Below are 18946 nucleotides of genomic sequence, written 5' to 3'. Positions count from 1 at the left end.
GATCCGACGGCCCCCAGCGCGACGACCACGCGCTTTCGGGACACCCCTCCCCCACCTGCCCCGACCCCCGAATCGATCATGAAGTTAGGGGTGGCGACACGCCGCCCAGCCCGTCCATAAGTTCATGATCGACCCAGGGAAGGGGGCTACAGCTGGAAGGCGGTCTCGTCGAAGGGGCCTACCACGGCCAGGGACATGGGGGCGGTGAGGATCGTGGCGGCTATGTGGTTCACCTCGTCGAGAGTCACGGACTCGATGCGGCGCAGGAGTTCGTCGACGGACATCAGGTCGCCGTGCATGAGTTCGCCCTTGCCGAGGCGGCTCATCCGGGAGCCGGTGTCCTCCAGGCCGAGGACCAGGGAGCCCTTGAGCATGCCCTTGCCGCGGCGCAGTTCCTCGGCGGTGATGCCGTGGGCGGCGGTATCGGCCAGCTCCTGGCGGATCAGGGCGAGGACCTCGTCGGCCTTGGCGGGGGCGCAACCGGCGTACACGGCGAAGCTGCCGGTCTCGGCGTACTGCGAGGTGTAGGAGTAGACCGAGTAGGCCAGCCCGCGCTTCTCGCGTACCTGCTGGAACAGGCGGCTGGACATGCCGCCGCCGAGCACGTTGTTCAGCACGCCGAGCGCGAACCGGCGCTCGTCGTGGCGGTGCAGGGCCGGGCCGCCGAGCACCAGGTGGGCCTGCTCGGTGTCGTCGGGGCGCACCAGCGTGGCGGCCGGGCGGTGCTTGACCTTCGCGTGCGGCGAGCGGGTCGGCTCCGGGGAGGCCGCCGGGGCGTCGCCGAGGGGCGTACCCGCGAAGGCCTCCCGCACCTGCTTGACCACGGTCGCGTGGTCCAGGTTGCCCGCGGCCGCGACCACGATCACCGGCGGGGTGTACCGCCGCCGGTAGAAGCTGTTGATCTGCTTACGGGTCATCGGCGTGATGGTCTCCGCGGTGCCCGAGATCAGGCGGCCCAGCGGATGGTCGCCGTACAGGACCTCCATGTGCAGGTCGTGGACCTCGTCACCGGGTTCGTCGGCGTGCATGGCGATCTCTTCGAGGATCACCCCGCGCTCGGTCTCGACGTCGGCCTCGGCCAGCACCGAGTCGGCGACCGCGTCGCACATGACGTCGATGGCCAGCGGCAGGTCCGCGTCGAGCACCCGCGCGTAGTAGCAGGTGTACTCCTTGGCGGTGTACGCGTTGGTCTCGCCGCCGACCGCCTCGATCTGCGCCGAGATGTCCAGCGCGGAACGCTTGCGGGTGCCCTTGAACAGCAGGTGCTCCAGGAAGTGCGACGCGCCGCCGAGCTGCGGGGCCTCGTCGCGCGAGCCGACGCCGACCCAGATGCCGAAGGTCACGCTGCGCATCGCGGGCACGGCTTCGGTGAGGATGCGCATCCCGTTGGGCAGCACGGTGCGCCGTACCGTCCCGCCTAGCGGATCGCTGTCGAGGACCCGGGTCACCGCCCGCGCACCGCTGCCGGAACGGGCGGCAGGTGCGGCGGGAGCGGCCCGCCGTCGGCCACTCGCCTGCCCGGAGGCGGCATCAGTCGGCCCGTCGGCGACACCGGCCTGTCCGGAGGCGGCATCCGCTTGGCCGGAGGCGGTGTCGGCCCGCCCAGCGCGAGGGGCGGCGGGAGCCGGTCCGGTGGACTGCGGCGTGGGCTCGCCGCCGGTGACAGGTGCAGGAGACATGGGCGGCACGGTTCCTCAGCGAGGGCGGGTAACGGGCACAGCCCGCGGGGAAGGATTCCTTCCCCGCGGGCTGTGTTCTAGCTGTTCTGGCTGGTCAACGACGTCAGTCGCGACGCTGGGTGCGACGGCGCTCGCCGCCACCCTCAGCGCTGCGGGCCGGCCGGTCGCCGCCCTCGCGACGCGGGCCGCGGTCGCCGCCGCGCTCGCCGCCCCGGTCACCCTCGCGGGGGACCGGCTTGTCGCTGACGATCGGGTTCCCGTCGGGACCGATCTTGTCCAGGTAGACCTTGCCGCGCGCGTCGATGTCGGCGATGACGACCTCGACCTTGTCGCCGACGTTGAGGAAGTCCTCGACGCGGTCGACCCGCTTGCCGTCGCCCACCTTGGAGATGTGCAGCAGGCCGTCGCGGCCCGGCAGCAGCGAGACGAAGGCGCCGAACGCCGCCGTCTTCACCACGGTGCCCAGGAAGCGGTCGCCCACCTTCGGCATGGTCGGGTTCGCGATGGCGTTGATCCGGTCCACGGCGGCCTGGGCCGACGGGCCGTTGGTCGCGCCGACGTAGATCGTGCCGTCGTCCTCGATGGAGATCTCGGCGCCGGTCTCGTCCTGGATCGCGTTGATGGTCTGGCCCTTGGGCCCGATCACCATGCCGATCTTGTCGACGGGGATCTTGACCGAGGTGACCCGCGGGGCGTACTCGCTCATCTCACCCGGAGCGGCGATGGCCGCGGCCATCACACCCAGGATGGTCTGGCGCGCCTCGTGGGCCTGCTGCAGTGCGGCGGCCAGCACGTCCGACGGGATGCCGTCGAGCTTGGTGTCCAGCTGCAGGGCGGTCACGAAGTCCGGCGTACCGGCGACCTTGAAGTCCATGTCACCGAACGCGTCCTCGGCACCGAGGATGTCGGTCAGCGTCACGTACTGGGTCTTGCCGTCCACCTCGTCGGAGATGAGGCCCATGGCGATACCGGCGACGGGGGCCTTCAGCGGCACACCGGCGCTCAGCAGCGACATGGTCGACGCGCAGACCGAACCCATCGAGGTCGAGCCGTTGGAGCCCAGGGCCTCCGACACCTGCCGGATGGCGTACGGGAACTCCTCGCGCGCCGGCAGCACCGGGATGAGGGCCCGCTCCGCCAGCGCGCCGTGGCCGATCTCGCGGCGCTTCGGCGAGCCGACCCGGCCGGTCTCACCGGTCGAGTACGGCGGGAAGTTGTAGTTGTGCATGTAGCGCTTGGTCTTCTCCGGCGACAGAGTGTCCAGCGCCTGCTCCATGCGCAGCATGTTCAGCGTGGTGACGCCCAGGATCTGGGTCTCGCCCCGCTCGAACAGCGCCGAGCCGTGCACCCGCGGCAGCACCTGCACCTCGGCGGTGAGCTGGCGGATGTCCCGCAGCCCACGGCCGTCCATGCGGACGCCGTCACGCAGCACGCGATTGCGCACCTCGGACTTGGTCAGCGACCGGAAGGCGGCCGAGACCTCCTTCTCACGCCCCTCGAACTGCGGCGCGACCTGGCCGACGACCTTCTCCTTGACCAGGTCGAGGGCCTGCTCGCGATCGGCCTTACCGGCGATCTTGAGAGCCTCGGCGATCTCGGAGCCCGCCGCCGCCTTCACGGCCGCGTACGCGTCGTCCTGGTAGTCCAGGAACACCGGGAACTCGGTCACCGGCTTCGCCGCGACCGCCGCCAGCTCGCTCTGCGCGCGGCACAGCTCGCGGATGGCGACCTTGGCGGCCTCCAGGCCACCGGCCACGATCTCCTCGGTCGGCGCCTGCGCGCCGTCCGCGACCAGCTTGACGGTGTTCGCGGTGGCCTCGGCCTCGACCATCATGACGGCGACGTCGCCGTCTTCGAGGGCACGACCGGCCACCACCATGTCGAACGTGGCGCGCGCCAGCTCGGCGTGGGTCGGGAACGCCACCCACTGGCCGTCGATGTGCGCCACGCGGGTGGCGCCGATCGGGCCGCTGAACGGCAGGCCGGACAGCTTGGTGGACATGCTGGCCGCGTTGATCGCGACCACGTCGTACGGGTGCTCCGGGTCGAGCGAGAGGATCGTCTCGACGACCTGGACCTCGTTGCGCAGGCCCTTCACGAACGACGGCCGCAGCGGCCGGTCGATCAGGCGGCAGGTGAGGATGGCGTCCTCGCTGGGACGGCCCTCGCGGCGGAAGAACGAGCCGGGGATGCGACCCGCGGCGTACATCCGCTCCTCGACGTCCACCGTGAGCGGGAAGAAGTCGAACTGGTCCTTGGGCTGCTTGCCCGCGGTGGTCGCGGAGAGGACCACCGTGTCGCCCAGCTGGGCGATGACGGAGCCGGCGGCCTGTCGGGCCAGCCGTCCGGTCGAGAAAGTGATCTCACGGGTGCCGAACGACCCGTTGTCGATCACTGCTTTGCTGGTCTGTTCGCCGAGGTTGTGCTCGGTCATGAAGCTGTGTGCTCCTTCTGTCGCGGCACGAGCCGCCCGTTGCCGGGTAGGACAGTCGGTCTTCGATCGAAGCGCCCGGAGCTCGCTCCGGACACCACTACCGAGGACCGACCCAACCGGCTGGCCTGGGTGTGTTGCTTGCGCCAGGCCCGGTGTTTCTTCCCGACGGCGGGTGCGTGCCAAAGTGTGGTCGAACATCGGGGGAGCGACTGGCGCCGCTCCCCCGTCGGAACTATCGGCGCAGGCCGAGGCGCTCGATGAGCGCACGGTAGCGCGTGATCTCCGACTTCTGCAGGTAGGCCAGCAGCCGCTTGCGGCGGCCGACCAGCAGCAGCAGACCACGACGGCTGTGGTGGTCGTGCTTGTGCTGCTTGAGGTGTTCGGTCAGGTCCTGGATCCGCTTGGTGAGGACCGCCACCTGGACCTCCGGCGAACCGGTGTCACCTTCGACGGTGGCGTAGTCCGCCATGATCTGGGTCTTGACTGCAGCGTCGAGCGCCATGGTCTCCCTAACTGGTGGTTCTTGCCACCCGATATCCCGCGGCGTCGTGCAGGCATACCGGGCCGACACCGGTGACCCGGTGTCCCTCCCAGGCTACCAGCCGGTGAGATACCACCCCGCCGGGATACGCAAACTACGCGTTCCCCGCGCCGCGCCGCGTCCACGCCGCCGCCCCGTCACCGCCTCGCAAGATCACTGTTTCGTGCCATGATCTGCGGTCCTACCCGACGAGATGACACCAAACGCCGATCATGAATCAGGCCGGCACGCCCAGGGCCGCGCGGGTGCGGGCCACGTCGTCGTGGATCGCCTCGACGAGGGCGTCGACGCCGTCGAACTTCAGGGTCGGGCGCAGGTGGCTGACGAAGTCCAGGGCCAGGCGCTCGCCGTACAGGTCGCCGCTGAAGTCGAGCACGTACGCCTCGACGCGCCGGTCCTGGCCGGAGAACGTGGGGTTCGTCCCGATCGACACCGCGGCGGGCAGCCGCTCGTTGCCGCGCACCAGCCAGGCGGCGTACACCCCGTCGGCGGGCACCGCCGCGTACCTGGCCACCATCAGGTTCGCCGTCGGGAAGCCGATCTCCCGCCCGCGCTGGTCGCCGCGCACCACCACGCCCTCCAGCCGGTGCGGCCGCCCCAGCACCGCCGCGGCCGCCGCCACGTCACCCGCGTCCACGCAGGCCCGCACGTACGTCGAGGAGTAGACCGTGCCGTCGCCGGTGACCAGCGGGGCCGACTCGACCGCGAAGCCGAACGTGCGGCCCAGCTTGGCCAGCAGTTCCACGTCCCCGGCGGCCCGGTGCCCGAACCGGAAGTTCTCCCCCACCACGACCAGCGCCGCGTGCAGGTTCTCCACCAGCACGTCGTGCACGAAGCGGTTCGCGTCGAGCTTGGAGAAGTCGAGCGTGAACGGCTGCACGCACAGCACGTCGACGCCCAGTCCCTCCAGCAGCTCGGCCTTGCGCTGCGGGGAGGTCAGCATCGCCGGGTGCGAACCGGGGCGCACCACCTCGGACGGGTGCGGGTCGAAGGTCAGCACCACGGCGGGCAGGCCCAGCTCGCGGGCGCGCTGCACGGCGTGGCCGATGGTCTGCTGGTGCCCGGTGTGCACCCCGTCGAAGACGCCGATGGTGACGACCGCGCGGCCCCAGCCGCCCGGCGCCGCGTCGTACCCCCGCCAACGCTGCATCACTGCTCGCCTCCCACCAGGACGATCTCCGCCTTGGCCCGGCCGCCGCGCTCGGACATGACCGCCAGCGCGGCCCCGTCCGGGCCCACCACACCGTACGGCCCGGCCTGGCCGACCGGAGGCAGCGGCCCGCCGTGCGACACGATCTTCGCCGCGTCCGCGTCGACCTCGCGCACCGGCATGGCGCGGCCCAGGGCCTGTGCCAGCGGCAGCGCCACCGGGTCGGCCAGCTCCGCGAGCTGTTCCAGGGTGTACGCCTCAGCGAGGGTGAACCCGCCCACGGCGGTGCGCCGCAGCGCGGTGAGGTGACCGCCGACACCGAGCCCGGCGCCCAGGTCACGGGCGATGGCGCGAATGTAGGTCCCCGACGAGCAGGCCACCTCCACGGCCACGTCGACCACGTCGCCGTCGCGGGTGATCTCGGACACGTCGATCCGGGAGATCGTCACCCGGCGCGCGGGCAGCTCGACCTGCTCGCCCTGCCGCACCCGGTGGTACGAGCGCACCCCGTTCACCTTGATCGCGCTGACCGCCGACGGCACCTGGTCGACCTCGCCGGTCATGGCGGCCAGCCCGGCGTGGATCTGCTCGTCGGTGACGTGCCCGGCGGGCGTGGTGGCGGTGACGTCGCCCTCGGCGTCGTCGGTGACCGTGACCTGCCCGAGCCGGATCACTCCCCGGTAGACCTTGGCCGTGCCCACGACGTACGTGAGCAGCCGGGTCGCCTTGCCGACACCGAGCACCAGCACCCCGGTCGCCATCGGGTCCAGCGTGCCGCCGTGGCCGACCTTGCGGGTGCCCGCGATCCGGCGGACCCGCGCCACGACGTCGTGCGACGTCATGCCGCCGGCCTTGTCGACCACGATGAGCCCGTCGGTCACCGGGCGCTGTTCCCTCTTAACGCTCACAACGGTCCAGCCTAAGGCGAGGCGGGAACCGGTCCCGGGCTGGGCACGGCCCAGCCGCCGGTGCGCATCCGCAGCAGCAGCGCGACGAGGCGCACCACCAGGAACATGGTCAGCCCGGCCCACACGCCGGGCAGCCCGAGCTGGAGGTAGTACGCCAGCCAGGTCAGCGGCAGGAAGCCGGCCACGGCGGCGATGATGGTCAGGTTACGCAGGTATGCCACGTCGCCCGCGCCGATCAGCACCCCGTCGAGGGCGAACACGATCCCGCCCAGTGGCAGCAGCACCAGGAACCACGGCCAGATCAGCGCGGCCTGTTCCCATACCGCGGGATCGTCGACGAACAGAGCGGGCAGCACCGCCACGCCCGCGCCGAGCACGACGGCGAACGCGACCCCGCACCAGCCGCCCAGCCAGGCGATGCGGCGCGCGGTGCGCTTGGCCGCGGGCGCGTCCCCGGCCCCCAGCTCCGCGCCGACCAGCGACTGGGCGGCGATCGCCACCGAGTCGAGCACCAGCGCGCTGAAGAACCACAGCTGCAGCGCGATCTGGTGGGCGGCCAGCGCGGCCGCGCCGAACCGGGCCGCCACCGCCGCCGCGGACAGGAAGCACGCCTGGAACGCCGCCCCCCGCACGAGCAGGTTGGCGTTGACCGACACCTGGCGGCGCAGCACGTCCCAGCGCGGCGCGAGCGGCACCCGCTCGACGATCAGCGCCCGCAGGAACAGCCCGCCGGAGGCGGTCTGCGCGGCCACGTTGGCCCAGGCGGAGCCGACCATGCCCCAGCCCAGGGTGTATACCAGCAGCGGGCACAGCACCGCCGAGGCGAGGTTCGCGCCGAGCACGTAACGCAGCGGGCGGCGGGTGTCCTGCACCCCGCGCATCCAGCCGTTGCCCGCCATCGCCAGCAGGATGAACGGCGCGCCGAGGCTGGCCACCCGCAGCCAGGACTCGGCCAGCGCGGCGACGTCCGCGGACTCGGGCCCGTTGCCCGACAGTGCCCGGGTCAGCGGCCCGGCGAAGACCTGCGCCGCCGCGACGAGGCCCAGCCCGGCGAGCACCGCCAGCCAGGACGCCTGCACGCCCTCCTGCACCGCCCCGGCCCGGTCACCCGCCCCGAAGCGGCGCGCTGCCCGGCCGGTGGTGCCGTACGCCAGCACGTTGCCGAGCCAGACGGCCAGCCCGAGCACCGTGCCCGCCATGCCCAGCGCGGCCAGCGGCACCCGGCCCAGGTGGCCCACCACGGCGGTGTCGACCAGCACGTACAGCGGTTCGGCGGCGAGCACGACCAGCGCGGGCAGCGCCAGTGCCGCGATCCGCCGGTACTCGGCCGACGCTGTGTCGCGCGCGACGGTCACGACGCCGCCGCAGCGGGCAGCGGACCCGGGTCGGCGCCGGGGTCGATGACGTCGGCGAGCTGCTCGATCAGTCCGGCGGCCGGTGCCGGGGCGGCGTCCGGCTCCAGCGCGCTGGGACCGGCGGCGGCCACGGCCAGGTAGGCGGCACGGCGGCGGTCCAGCTCCGCAGGTGCGCCGATGGCGGTGCGGTCCTGCGGCACAGCGCGGTAGTGCCGCGACAGGTGCAGCAGGTAGGCGGGGTCGACGTCGAGCGCGGCCAGCGCGATACGCACGGAACCGGGTGGGCGGCCGGGTCGGTCGACCACCAGCGTCAGCACATCGCACCCGCCCGAGGTGGTCACCCGCAGGTCCTCGAGCTGTGCCCAGGGCACCGAGCGCGTCATGATCCGGCGCACCCGCAGCGCGCTGGGCGTCACCGCGAGCTGCTGCGGCCGCAGGCTCACCACCGCGGCGAGCAGCGCGACGGCGAGCGCCGTCCAGACCGCGCCCGAGCCGAGCGCGAACCCGGCCACGGCCAGCAGAAGCGCTGTCGGCGCGTGGCTGACCGGCGCGGCCGCGGTGACGAAGCCGGAGGTCGCGGCCGACGGCAGGAGCAGCTGTGGGCGGCGCCAGCGCCGTAGCGGCCGGACCGCGATGGCGTAACCGAAGAACACGCCCAGCGCCATGATCGCGGCCACCGACCGCCACACCCACGCGGTGTCATCCCGGATGCCCGCGATCAACGCGGTGACCAGCAGACCGGCACCGCCGACGGCCCACGCCGCGATGCGCAGGCGGCGGGTCTGCAGTGCCAGGCCCGCGAGAGCTTCATCGATGGCGGGTGCCACGGGCACGGCTGTCGAGGACATCACGACAGCCTAGACGCCACGAAAACCCGCCGGGTCCCCGTTGTCTGCGGGGAGTACTACTGCCGGGTGTCCATCGAGGTCTGCAGGGCACGACGGGCCTGCTCGCGCTCGCGCTCTTCCTCGGTGGGCTGCGGCTGGGGCTTCTTCGACGTGGGCATGGCACGGTCCTTTCCAAGAATGACAACGGGTCAACTTCGTCGCGCGGTCGCGTACGCACGCCGCGCTCTTCTGTAGTCCGCCGCCGCTCTCGGGATCGCCGAGCTCTGTCGCCGGTGTGACTGTCGCTCAGCCGCAGGTCGTTGTGGACGACAGGTGGCTTCGCTGCAGACAAAACTATCGTTCAGTTCCACATCCTGCACAGACCTTCCCACATCCCGGAACCCCCACCACCCCCCACCCCTGCTGAACGTCACCTGAACGCACGACCAGTCGGATATGCCCGTTTGCAGATCCGTCACACCCCTCCCCCCGGCCCCCGCCCCGCCCCTTCTGTCGCAACTCTTAAAAAGTCGCGGCCTCAGGGCACGCCGGTAGCCGCGACTCTTTAAGAGTTGCGACAGAAGGGTGGGGCCGGCGGCGGCCGGGGTGGGGTGGGGGTGGGTTAGCGGGCGAGGAAGTGCCAGCCGAGCCAGAACCAGAAGCTGAGGATCGCGAGGCGGCCTACGGGGAAACCGCCGATGTCGTAGCGCATGACCAGGGCGGACACGTCGCCGAGGGTCGGGATGCGGGAGCCGGGGCGGCGGGCGGCCCACTCCACGGCGAGCACGGTCAGCCCGGCGAGGACGAAGCCCGCGATGGCGAGCAGGCGGGTCAGGCTCATCGGCGCACCAGTCCCCAGAATCCGGCAAGCCAGCCGAAGTACGCCATAGCGCGTAGCAGGTAGCCGTCGAGCAGCGGATCGGCCAGCAGGGACAGGGTCGGGTAGTCGTGCGTCGAGCCCATGGCGAACGTGACGACCTCGGCGACCACGAAGACGGCGACCGGCACCAGCCACCAGGCGACGCCCGGCAGCAGGGTCACCGGCGCGGCCCGGCGGGGCAGCCGCGAGGACATGCCCGCCAGCAGCAGCCCGCCGCCCAGCGCCAGCACGTACAGGTTCGCGGCCAGCGAGAACGACGGGAGCAGCCCGCCGATCAGCGCGAAGGGAACGAACACCGGCAGCATGACCTGCGCCCGCGCCCAGGGCGACACCGGCGCGACGGTGAGCTCAGGACGCTGTTCCATGACCTGATTGTGCTCCGTTGCCCGGTCTTTGGGGAGATCTTCTCCCCAGCCTGCGGGCAAGATCAGCGTTTCGGGTCAGAAACCGCGGCCGCACCGCAGATCATGACCGGAAACGGCGATCTTCCAGCGAGACGTGCTCAGAACTGCGCCGCCAGGCGGCCGCGTACCGCGTCGATGATCTGCTCGGCGGTGCCGTGGCCGGTGAACCCGGCCGCGAGGCGGTGACCGCCGCCGCCGAGCTCGACCGCGATCCGGCTCACGTCCGCGCCGCCCTTGCTGCGCATGGAGACCGCCCACTCGGCCGGGGCGACCTGCTTGAGCAGCAGCGCGACATCGGCCTCGGCGACACAGCGCACCGAGTCGATCAGCGCCTCCAGCACGTACGGCGGCTGCTGGTGCTTGGCCAGGTCGTCAAGCGTGGCCACGGCGTACACCAGCCCGCGCCCGCCCGCCGACTCCGGTTCCAGCTGGGCGCGCCCCATCACCTCGCCGAACATCCGGACCGCGCCGAACGGGCGGCTGTCGAAGATGCGCCGCGAGATCGCCCCGACGTCGATGCCGGCGGCCACGAGCCGGGCCGCCAGCTCGTGCACCTCGGGCGTGGTCAGGTCGAACTTGAACGAGCCGGTGTCGGTGACCAGGGCGATGTACAGGCACTCGGCCATCTCCCGGTCCAGTGGCACGTCCAGGCGGCGCAGCAGCTCCGCGGCGACCACCGAGGTGGCCGCGGCGCACGGGTCGACCAGCGACACCTTGCCGAAACCGGTATTGGAGGCATGGTGGTCCAGCACCAGGCTGACCGTCGCGGTCTCCAGCCGGTCCACCAGCGCTCCCAGCCGCGACTCGCTGGCCGCGTCGAAGGTAACCAGCAGGTCCGGGGCCGGGTCGGCCGCGCCCTCGGGGATCAGCAGGTCCATCGCCGGCATGTGCAGCGGCTCCGGCACGCTCAACGCGCCGGGGAACGTGCACTGCAGCGAGGTGACCCCGAGCTTGCGCAGCCCCTGGGCGAAGCCGAGCATGCTGCCCAGCGCGTCGCCGTCGGGGTTGACGTGGCAGACCAGCAGCACCCGGGCGCCCGGCCGCAGGCCCGAGCGCACCGCGTTCACCGCGGCGGCCCAGTCCTGCTCGGTCGGGCGGCCCGTGGTGCCTGCCGCGAGGGTCGTCGTGTTCACCGCTGGACTGCCGCGCGCAGCGCGGGCTCGTCCTCGTCATCGTCGTCGGACGCGCCCTCGTCGTCGTCCTCGTCGACCTTGTACGGCTGCGCCTCACCGGCGTACGCCGCGCCCGCGGCCAGCTGCTGCACGACCTCGTCGCGCTGCTTGGCCTCGGCGAGCAGGTCGTCGATGTGCTTCACGTGCTCCTGGACGTCGTCGGAGACGAACGCCAGCGAGGGCGAGTGGCGCAGGCCCAGGGCCCGGCCCACCACGCCGCGCAGCATGCCCTTGGCGCTCTCCAGCGCCGCGGCGGTGCCCGCCTGCTCCTCGGCGTCGCCGAGCACGGTGTAGAAGACGGTCGCCTCGCGCAGGTCGGCGGTGATCCGCGCGTCGGTGATCGTGATCATCCCCAGCCTCGGGTCCTTGATCTGGGTACGAATCACCGATGCGACGAGCTCACGCACTCGCTCCGCATGTTTGCGAACCTTGGCCGGATCAGCCATCACGTCACCTCCGCGACCGACGACCACGACGCGCCCGCGCCGACTCATGCCGGCCGCGGTGACGAGCCAGGGTCGAAACCAACACCATGACACTACCCGCCGGGCCCGACGGTCACGCGTGGGAGCTGAGCGCTCCGACGCACCCTGTGACCACGGATACACCGGCGTAAACGAACCGCCCGGGGGCGGATCAGTCGTCGTCGCCGTACCAGCGGCGCTTGACGGACAGGACCTCGACCTCGGGGCGGCCGACCACCAGGCGCTCGCAGTGGTCCAGCACCTCGTTGACGTGGGCCGGGTCGGCGGCGACCACGGCCACGCCGATCTCGGCGCGCCCGTGCAGGTCCATGGCGCCCACCTCGGCGACCGCCACCTCGTACTTCTTCAGCGCCGCGATGATCGGACGGATGTACGACCGTTTCTCCTTCAGCGACCGGGAGTCGCCGGGTAGGAGGAGGTCGAAAACGGATGTTCCGGTATGCACGAGCGTGAACAGTACGCCAGGTCACACCTTGCGGGCCACCAGAATGTCGCGGGTGATCGCCTGGTCGACGCGGTGCTCGAAGCCCTCGTAGTCGACGGCCTCCAGTCCGTGCTCCTCCAGCAGGTCCAGGGCGTCCTCACGCGGGGCGACGTGGGTGTTCCAGGACATGCCCAGCGCACCGCCGGGGCGCAGCAGCGACGTCCAGCCGGGCAGCGCCTCCTCCAGCAGCTCCTGCGGGCCCCGGGCCAGGCCCTTGGCGCTGCGGCTGCCGTGCACGACGCCGTACGGCAGGTCGGCCACGATCACGTCGACCGAGTTGCCCTTCAGCAGCGCCCGGGACTGGATCGTGTCGGCCTCGAACACCGACAGGTGCTGCGGGTCGTCGCGTACGTCGCCGATGCGCGCGTCGAAGCGGCGGCCCAGGCGCTTGCCCTCGCGGCGCAGCGGCACCATGTCGGTGGTGTGCTTGATCCGCTTGTTCTTGAGCCACGTCCTCAGGAACGCGCTGTACGCCTCGACGTCCTTGCCGTCGAGCTCGATGCCGACCGCGTCCCAGCCGTACATCAGCGCCTGGTTGAGCGTGGTGCCCCGCCCGGCGACCGGGTCGAGCACCGCGAACCGCTTGCTCAGCAGCTGCTCGGCCCAGGAGGTGGCCAGCACGGTGACGTTGAGCAGCAGCTTGGTGAAGTGCTCGTTGGTCTTGCCCGCGTACTTCTGGATGGTGATCAGGTCGTCGTCGTACCGGTCCAGCGACGGCTCGCCCAGCGGCCGCAGAAGACCACCGTCGACCATCTCGAACAGGGCGTACGCCGACGACAGGTTCGCCAGCACCCGCAGCTCGTCCGGCCCGAGCGCGTCCTCGACCTCGAACGTCAGGTACGGCCGCCCGGCGAACTCGACGATCTCGGCCGGCTCGATCCGCCCGGCCAGCGCCCGCTCGGAGAACACGGCCAGCTCGGCCGCCATCAACTCCGGCGCCGACTGCGTGTAGACCCGGTTCGCCGACGGCGCCACCAGAAGCCCGTACCTAGCCACCTGTGCCAACTCCTTCCGCCGCCTTCTCAACGACGATCAAGCAAAGACTGTGTCGTCCGTCTACCCACGGACACGGAGCGGGGCGGGACTCCGGCGCGGTTTCGCACCGGGGCCCCGCCCCGCGTCACGGGATCACACCCGCGGCTTCTCGCGCATCTCGAAGGTCTCGATGATGTCGCCCACCTGCAGGTTGTTGTAGCCACCCAGGGTCAGACCACACTCGAAGCCCTCGCGGACCTCGGTCGCGTCGTCCTTGAACCGCTTGAGCGAGCTGATCGAGGCGGACTCCGCCACGACCGCGCCGTCGCGGACGACCCGTGCCTTGCCGTTGCGGCGCAGCAGACCCGACCGGACGATGCAACCGGCGATGAGACCCACCTTGGACGAACGGAAGACCTCGCGGACCTCCGCCGAACCCAGGGCGACCTCTTCGTACTCCGGCTTGAGCATGCCCTTGAGGGCCGCCTCGATCTCTTCGATGGCCTGGTAGATGACCGTGTAGTACCGGATCTCCACGCCGTTGCGATCGGCCAGGTCGCGTGCCTGGTCCATCGGCCGCACGTTGAAGCCGATGATGATCGCGGTCGAGTTCGACGAGGCCGACGCCAGGTTGACGTCGTTCTCGGTGATCGCACCGACGCCGCGGTGGATGATCCGAAGCTGGATCTCCTCCGGGATCGGCAGCGCCACGAGCGCGTCCTCCAGCGCCTCGACGGAACCGGACACGTCGCCCTTGATGATGAGGTCGAGCGAGGTGCGCTCGCCCTCCTTGATCTTCTCGAGCAGCGTCTCCAGCGTCGCCCGGCCGCGCAGGTTCGCCTGCTCGGCAGCCCGCTTACGGGCTTGGCGCTGCTCGGCGATCTGGCGAACGGTCCGGTCGTCGTCGGCGGCCAGGAAGGTGTCACCCGCACCCGGCACCGCGGTCAGACCGAGCACCATCACCGGACGGGCGGGGCCCGCCTCGGCCAGCGGGGTGCCGTTCTCGTCGAGCATGGCCCGGACGCGACCGTAGGCGTTACCCGCCACGATCGAGTCACCGACCCGCAGCGTGCCCTTCTGGACCAGCACCGTCGCGACCGGGCCGCGGCCCTTGTCGAGCCGGGCCTCGATGGCCAGACCCTGGGCGTGCCCGTCGATCGGGGCCAGCATCTCCAGCGACGCGTCGGCGGTCAGCAGGACCGCCTCCAGGAGGCCGTCGATGTTGAGACGGCTCTTGGCGGAGATGTCGACGAACATGGTCTCGCCGCCGTACTCCTCGGCGACCAGGCCGTACTCGGTCAGCTGCTGACGCACCTTGCCCGGGTTGGCCTCCGGCTTGTCGACCTTGTTCACCGCGACCACGATCGGCACGTCGGCGGCCTTGGCGTGGTTGAGCGCCTCGATCGTCTGCGGCATGACGCCGTCATCGGCCGCCACGACCAGCACGACGATGTCGGTGGCCTGGGCGCCACGGGCACGCATGGCGGTGAACGCCTCGTGGCCCGGGGTGTCGATGAAGGTGATCGCCCGCTCTTCGCCCTCGTGCTCGACGTGCACCTGGTACGCGCCGATGTGCTGGGTGATGCCACCGGCCTCGCCCTCGACCACGTTCGCCGACCGGATCGCGTCTAGCAGCTTGGTCTTACCGTGGTCGACGTGACCCATGACGGTCACCACCGGCGGCCGGCTGACCAGCCGCTCGACGTCGACGTCGGCGTCGAGGTCGATGTTGAACCGGGCCAGCAGCTCGCGGTCCTCGTCCTCGGGGCTGACGATCTCCACGTGGAAACCGAGGTGCTCACCGAGCAGCTGCAGCGTCTCGTCCGTGCAGGACTGCGTCGCCGTGACCATCTCGCCCAGGTTGAACATCTCCTGGACGAGCGAGCCCGGGTTGGCGTTGATGCGGTCGGCGAAGTCCGACAGCGAGGCTCCGCGCGGCAGCCGGATCTCCTGACCCTGGCCGCGAGGAGCTCCCGAGCTCATCGTCGGCGCGGACAGGTTGTCGAACTCTTGACGCCGCTGCTTCTTGGACTTGCGGCCGCGCGACTTGCCGCCGCCACGACCGAACGCACCGGCAGCGCCGCCACCACGGCCACGACCACCGGCACCGCCACCCGGACGGCCTGCGCCACCCGCCGGCGGGCCACCGGTGCCACCACCGGGACCGCCGCGGTAACCGCCGCCGCCACCGGGAGCACCGCCACCGGGACGGAAGCCCGTGCCGGCGCCAGCGCCGCCACCGGGACCGCCACGGAAGCCGCCACCGCCGCCGCCACCAGGGCCGCCACGGAAGCCGCCGCCGCCACCGGGACCGCCGGGACGGCCTGTGCCGCCACCCGGACCACCGGGACGACCCGCGCCGCCACCCGGACGGGCGGGACGCTGGCTGGGCATCGACGCCGGGTTCGGCCGCGGCGGCATGGAAGCCGGGCTGGGCCGAGGCGGCATCGAAGCCGGGTTCGGACGGGGCATGCCCGCCGGGGACGGACGCGTGGGAGCGCCGCCCTGCGAGATGCCGAACGGGTTGTTGCCGCCGCTACGGGGCGGACGAGCGCCACCGGGCGCGGCCGGGCGGCCCTCACGGGCGCCGCCCTCGGGACGCGGACCGGCCGGACGGCCGTCGCGGCCGCCCTCGGGACGCGGAGCGCCGGGACGACCGTCGCGACGCTCGCCACCCGGCGCACCGGGACGGCTGGTCGGAGCGGCCGCCGGCGGGCGGGCCGCGTTCGAGCCCGGACGGGGCGGCATGAAGCTGGGCTTCGGGCCGTCGCCGCGGGGCTGGTCCTCACGCTGCTTGGCAGCCTGCTGGGCGGCCCGGACAGAGGCCTCCTGCTCGGCCTTGAGCGCCGAGGCGCGGGCCTCGGCTGCGGCGACCTCGATGTCATGGGCGCTGGCCGGCTTCGTCACCGGGGTCGGCGGAACCATGGAGGTCGGTGCCTTCGGCTTCATGGGCGGTGCCGCAGCCGTTGGCTTCTTGGGGGGTGCCGGACGTGCCGTCACCCGGGGTTCGTTCGCGGTCGCCGCCGTGGTCGCCGCCGCGGCGGGCGCCGACGGCGCGCTCGGGGCGCTGGGCGCTCCCGAACCGGCCGCGAAGGCGTCCTTCAGCCGACGGGCGACGGGAGCCTCTACGGTGCTCGACGCGGACTTGACGAACTCGCCCATCTCTTTGAGTTTGGCGAGAACGTTCTTGCTCTCGACGCCGAGCTCCTTAGCAAGCTCGTGTACGCGGGCCTTGCCTGCCACTGCACTCCTCACTCCGAGGTCGCCGGGCAGTGACCCGCGCGACCTCACTTGTGCACTTGAAGCCTGATCATTTTTGCGACTTCATCGTGTGCCCATGCTGGTAGTCCTACCTTGCTTGATCCTCAGACGGGGCTGATGAGGCCGCCGTCCACGGTGGGTCCGCCACCCCGTGACTGGTCTGGCGGTGATCCTTCGGATCGGTTCGTGACCCTCGGGCCGTCACGGTCCGTGGATCGCCTCGGCCAGCTCCCCGGTATCGATGACCCCGGTTATCCGCAGCGCGCGCCCGAAGGCACGACGCCGCAGCGCCAGCTCGAGACAGGCCGGTGACGGGTGCACGTGGGCACCCCGGCCGGTCAATCTGCGTCGCGGGTCGGGTCGGATGCTGAACTGGTCAGCTCCCGACGCCACCGCCACGACGCGGAGCAGTTCGGTAGCGGACGCCCGCTGCCTGCATCCGACGCACGTGCGCACCGGAGGCGGCACAGGCGTGACTGATGAGGCCGCCACAAGCGGTGCGGGCCGCGAGCGTCGTACCACCTGTTGAGTCTACCCCTATGCGGAGACGGGAGTGCCGCCCGGCTCCGTCTCGTGATCAGCCGCTGAGCGCGGTCCACGCGGCTGCGCGGTGCCGGAGTCGGCCGCGTCGGACCGGATGTCGATTCGCCAACCGGTCAGACGGGCAGCCAACCTGGCATTCTGCCCTTCCCGGCCGATCGCCAGCGAGAGCTGGTAGTCCGGCACCGTGACGCGCGCCGCACGCGTTGCGAGATCCACCACTTCGACCTTCAGGGCCTTCGCCGGGGAGAGCGCGTTGCCCACGAACTCCGCCGGGTCGTCCGACCAGTCGATGATGTCGATCTTTTCGCCGTGCAGTTCACTCATGACCGCGCGCACGCGCTGGCCCATCGGGCCGATGCAGGCACCCTTCGGGTTGACACCCTGCACGTTGGACCGCACCGCGATCTTCGTACGGTGCCCGGCCTCGCGCGCGATCGCGGCGATCTCGACGGTGCCGTCGGCGATCTCCGGGACCTCCAGCGCGAACAGCTTCTTCACCAGGGCCGGGTGCGAGCGCGACAGGGTGACCTGCGGTCCGCGGAAGCTCTTGGCGACGTGCACGACCACGCAGCGGATGCGCTGGCCGTGCGGGTAGGTCTCGCCGGGGACCTGCTCCGACTGGGGCAGCACGGCCTCGACCTTGCCCAGGTCGACCGAGACGATGCCCTTCTCGGTACGCGTCTCGTGCGCCTGGATCACGCCGGTGACCAGGTCGCCGTCGCGGTTGACGTACTCGCCGAAGTGCACCTCGTCGGTCGCCTCGCGCAGGCGCTGCAGGATGACCTGCTTGGCCGTCATCGCCGCGATCCGGCCGAAGTCGTGCGGGGTGTCGTCCCACTCGCGCAGCAGCTCGTTCTCGCCGCCGTACTCCTGCGCGTACACCACGGCCGCGCCGGACTGGCGGTTGATCTCCACGCGCGCGTGCGACTGCGCGCCCTCGGTGTGCCGGTATGCGGTGAGCAGCGCAGACTCGATTGCCTGCAGGATGGTCTCCTCGGAGATCTCCTTGTCGCGTGCCAGCGCACGGAGCGCCGCAAGATCGATGTTCACCGCTGTTCTCCTTCATCGTCTTGCTCGTCGTCGTCGAAGTCCTCGTCGTCGTCGGACGAGTCGTCGTCGAACTCCGCGAGCTCCTCATCGGAGATCTCGTTCATGCGCTTGAACTCGACCTGCACGCGTCCCGGGCCCAGCGCGTCGTAGCTCAGCGCGTGCTCCGCGCCGTCCACGTCGAGGGTGACCCCGTCGGCGTCGGCGGCGGTGACGCGGCCGGTCAGCGTCTTGTCCCCGGCCTTGACCTTGACCAGCCGACCCGTGTTGCGGGCCCAGTGGCGCGGCAGGGTCAGCGGCCGGTCGACGCCGGGCGAGGAGACCTCCAACTGGTACTCGCCCTTGATCAGGTCGGTGCCGGACTCCTCGGCCTCGTCCAGCGCCCGCGACACCGCGCGGGAGACCTCGGCGATGGTGTCCAGACCCACGCCGCCGTCGCCGTCGATGAGCACCTGGACCAGGTGCCGGCGGCCGATCTGCTTGACCGACAGGTCCTCCAGGTCGTAGCCGGTGCCGGCCACGACGGGGCCGATCACGGCCTCGAACCGGGCGCGGCGCGCCGCCAGTTCGGTGGGAGAGGTCCTGGCCGGAGCCGGTGCCGCCGCCCGAGCGGGCGTCCGGCCCGCCTGACGACCTGTGGCACGGCCACGCTGAGCCATCTTGGGGCACCCCTCTCGGTGATTCATCGATTGCGCAGAGCGTAACCCGCGAGCACGCGGCAGCTACCAGCGGCGCGCTGCGGTCGCGGCGCGCGCGTCGGACACGTGATCAAGGAGTGGCAGCCGCGGCCGTCATAGGGGA

17 protein-coding genes are annotated in these 18946 nt (G+C 71.5%); all 17 read right to left on the bottom strand.

Annotated features, from left to right (window positions below; translation table 11 throughout):
• Positions 1-146: 146 nt before the first annotated feature.
• A complete protein-coding gene (locus HAV40_RS29385) occupies positions 147-1679 on the bottom strand; it encodes a M16 family metallopeptidase (protein ID WP_166386918.1) in 1533 nt (510 codons plus the stop codon).
• Positions 1680-1782: 103 nt separating this feature from the next.
• Positions 1783-4113 (bottom strand): polyribonucleotide nucleotidyltransferase, encoded by a 2331-nt coding sequence (locus HAV40_RS29380; RefSeq protein WP_166386916.1) that lies wholly within the window; start codon positions 4111-4113, stop codon positions 1783-1785.
• A 232-nt stretch (positions 4114-4345) separates the two neighbouring features.
• A complete protein-coding gene (gene rpsO / locus HAV40_RS29375; RefSeq protein WP_166386914.1) occupies positions 4346-4615 on the bottom strand; it encodes a 30S ribosomal protein S15 in 270 nt (89 codons plus the stop codon).
• A gap of 256 nt (positions 4616-4871) precedes the next feature.
• Positions 4872-5804 carry a bifunctional riboflavin kinase/FAD synthetase gene (locus tag HAV40_RS29370; RefSeq protein WP_166386912.1) on the bottom strand — a complete coding sequence of 311 codons (933 nt, stop codon included), beginning with the start codon at positions 5802-5804 and terminating at the stop codon, positions 4872-4874.
• Positions 5804-6712 carry a tRNA pseudouridine(55) synthase TruB gene (gene truB, locus HAV40_RS29365; RefSeq protein WP_275413522.1) on the bottom strand — a complete coding sequence of 303 codons (909 nt, stop codon included), beginning with the start codon at positions 6710-6712 and terminating at the stop codon, positions 5804-5806. The genes HAV40_RS29370 and truB overlap by 1 nt, the downstream gene beginning before the upstream one ends.
• An 11-nt stretch (positions 6713-6723) precedes the next feature.
• On the bottom strand, positions 6724-8067 hold the full coding sequence (locus tag HAV40_RS29360) for an MATE family efflux transporter (protein WP_166386910.1): 1344 nt from the start codon (positions 8065-8067) through the stop codon (positions 6724-6726).
• Positions 8064-8915, bottom strand: coding sequence for a hypothetical protein (locus HAV40_RS29355; RefSeq protein ID WP_166386908.1), 852 nt, complete (start codon positions 8913-8915; stop codon positions 8064-8066). The genes HAV40_RS29360 and HAV40_RS29355 overlap by 4 nt, the downstream gene beginning before the upstream one ends.
• Positions 8916-9516: 601 nt before the next feature.
• On the bottom strand, positions 9517-9735 hold the full coding sequence (locus HAV40_RS29350; protein ID WP_203671875.1) for a DUF6186 family protein: 219 nt from the start codon (positions 9733-9735) through the stop codon (positions 9517-9519).
• On the bottom strand, positions 9732-10139 hold the full coding sequence (locus tag HAV40_RS29345) for a hypothetical protein (RefSeq protein WP_166386906.1): 408 nt from the start codon (positions 10137-10139) through the stop codon (positions 9732-9734). The genes HAV40_RS29350 and HAV40_RS29345 overlap by 4 nt, the downstream gene beginning before the upstream one ends.
• A gap of 137 nt (positions 10140-10276) precedes the next feature.
• Positions 10277-11311, bottom strand: coding sequence for a DHH family phosphoesterase (locus tag HAV40_RS29340; protein WP_166386904.1), 1035 nt, complete (start codon positions 11309-11311; stop codon positions 10277-10279).
• Positions 11308-11796 (bottom strand): 30S ribosome-binding factor RbfA, encoded by a 489-nt coding sequence (gene rbfA / locus HAV40_RS29335; RefSeq protein WP_166386902.1) that lies wholly within the window; start codon positions 11794-11796, stop codon positions 11308-11310. The genes HAV40_RS29340 and rbfA overlap by 4 nt, the downstream gene beginning before the upstream one ends.
• A gap of 190 nt (positions 11797-11986) precedes the next feature.
• Complete coding sequence (locus HAV40_RS29330; protein WP_166386900.1) at positions 11987-12280, bottom strand: DUF503 domain-containing protein; 294 nt, start codon at positions 12278-12280, stop codon at positions 11987-11989.
• Between the two features lie 21 nt (positions 12281-12301).
• The gene (locus HAV40_RS29325; RefSeq protein ID WP_166386898.1) at positions 12302-13315 is read right to left on the bottom strand and encodes a TRM11 family SAM-dependent methyltransferase; all 1014 of its coding nucleotides are present in this window, start codon (positions 13313-13315) and stop codon (positions 12302-12304) included.
• A 132-nt stretch (positions 13316-13447) separates the two neighbouring features.
• Positions 13448-16537: a translation initiation factor IF-2 gene (infB, locus tag HAV40_RS29320; RefSeq protein ID WP_166386896.1), complete on the bottom strand. Its 3090-nt coding sequence runs from the start codon at positions 16535-16537 to the stop codon at positions 13448-13450.
• A 219-nt stretch (positions 16538-16756) separates the two neighbouring features.
• A complete protein-coding gene (locus HAV40_RS29315) occupies positions 16757-17023 on the bottom strand; it encodes a YlxR family protein (RefSeq protein WP_203671899.1) in 267 nt (88 codons plus the stop codon).
• A 69-nt stretch (positions 17024-17092) separates the two neighbouring features.
• Complete coding sequence (nusA, locus tag HAV40_RS29310) at positions 17093-18148, bottom strand: transcription termination factor NusA (protein WP_166386892.1); 1056 nt, start codon at positions 18146-18148, stop codon at positions 17093-17095.
• A complete protein-coding gene (gene rimP, locus HAV40_RS29305) occupies positions 18145-18804 on the bottom strand; it encodes a ribosome maturation factor RimP (protein WP_166386891.1) in 660 nt (219 codons plus the stop codon). Before rimP ends, nusA begins: the two co-directional genes overlap by 4 nt.
• Between the last annotated feature and the right edge of the window lie 142 nt (positions 18805-18946).

Origin of the sequence: Catellatospora methionotrophica (assembly GCF_011297335.1) — a bacterium.
GTDB lineage: Bacteria > Actinomycetota > Actinomycetes > Mycobacteriales > Micromonosporaceae > Catellatospora > Catellatospora methionotrophica.
Note: the sequence above shows the minus strand (reverse complement) of the source record. Positions and strands in the feature narration are given on the sequence as shown.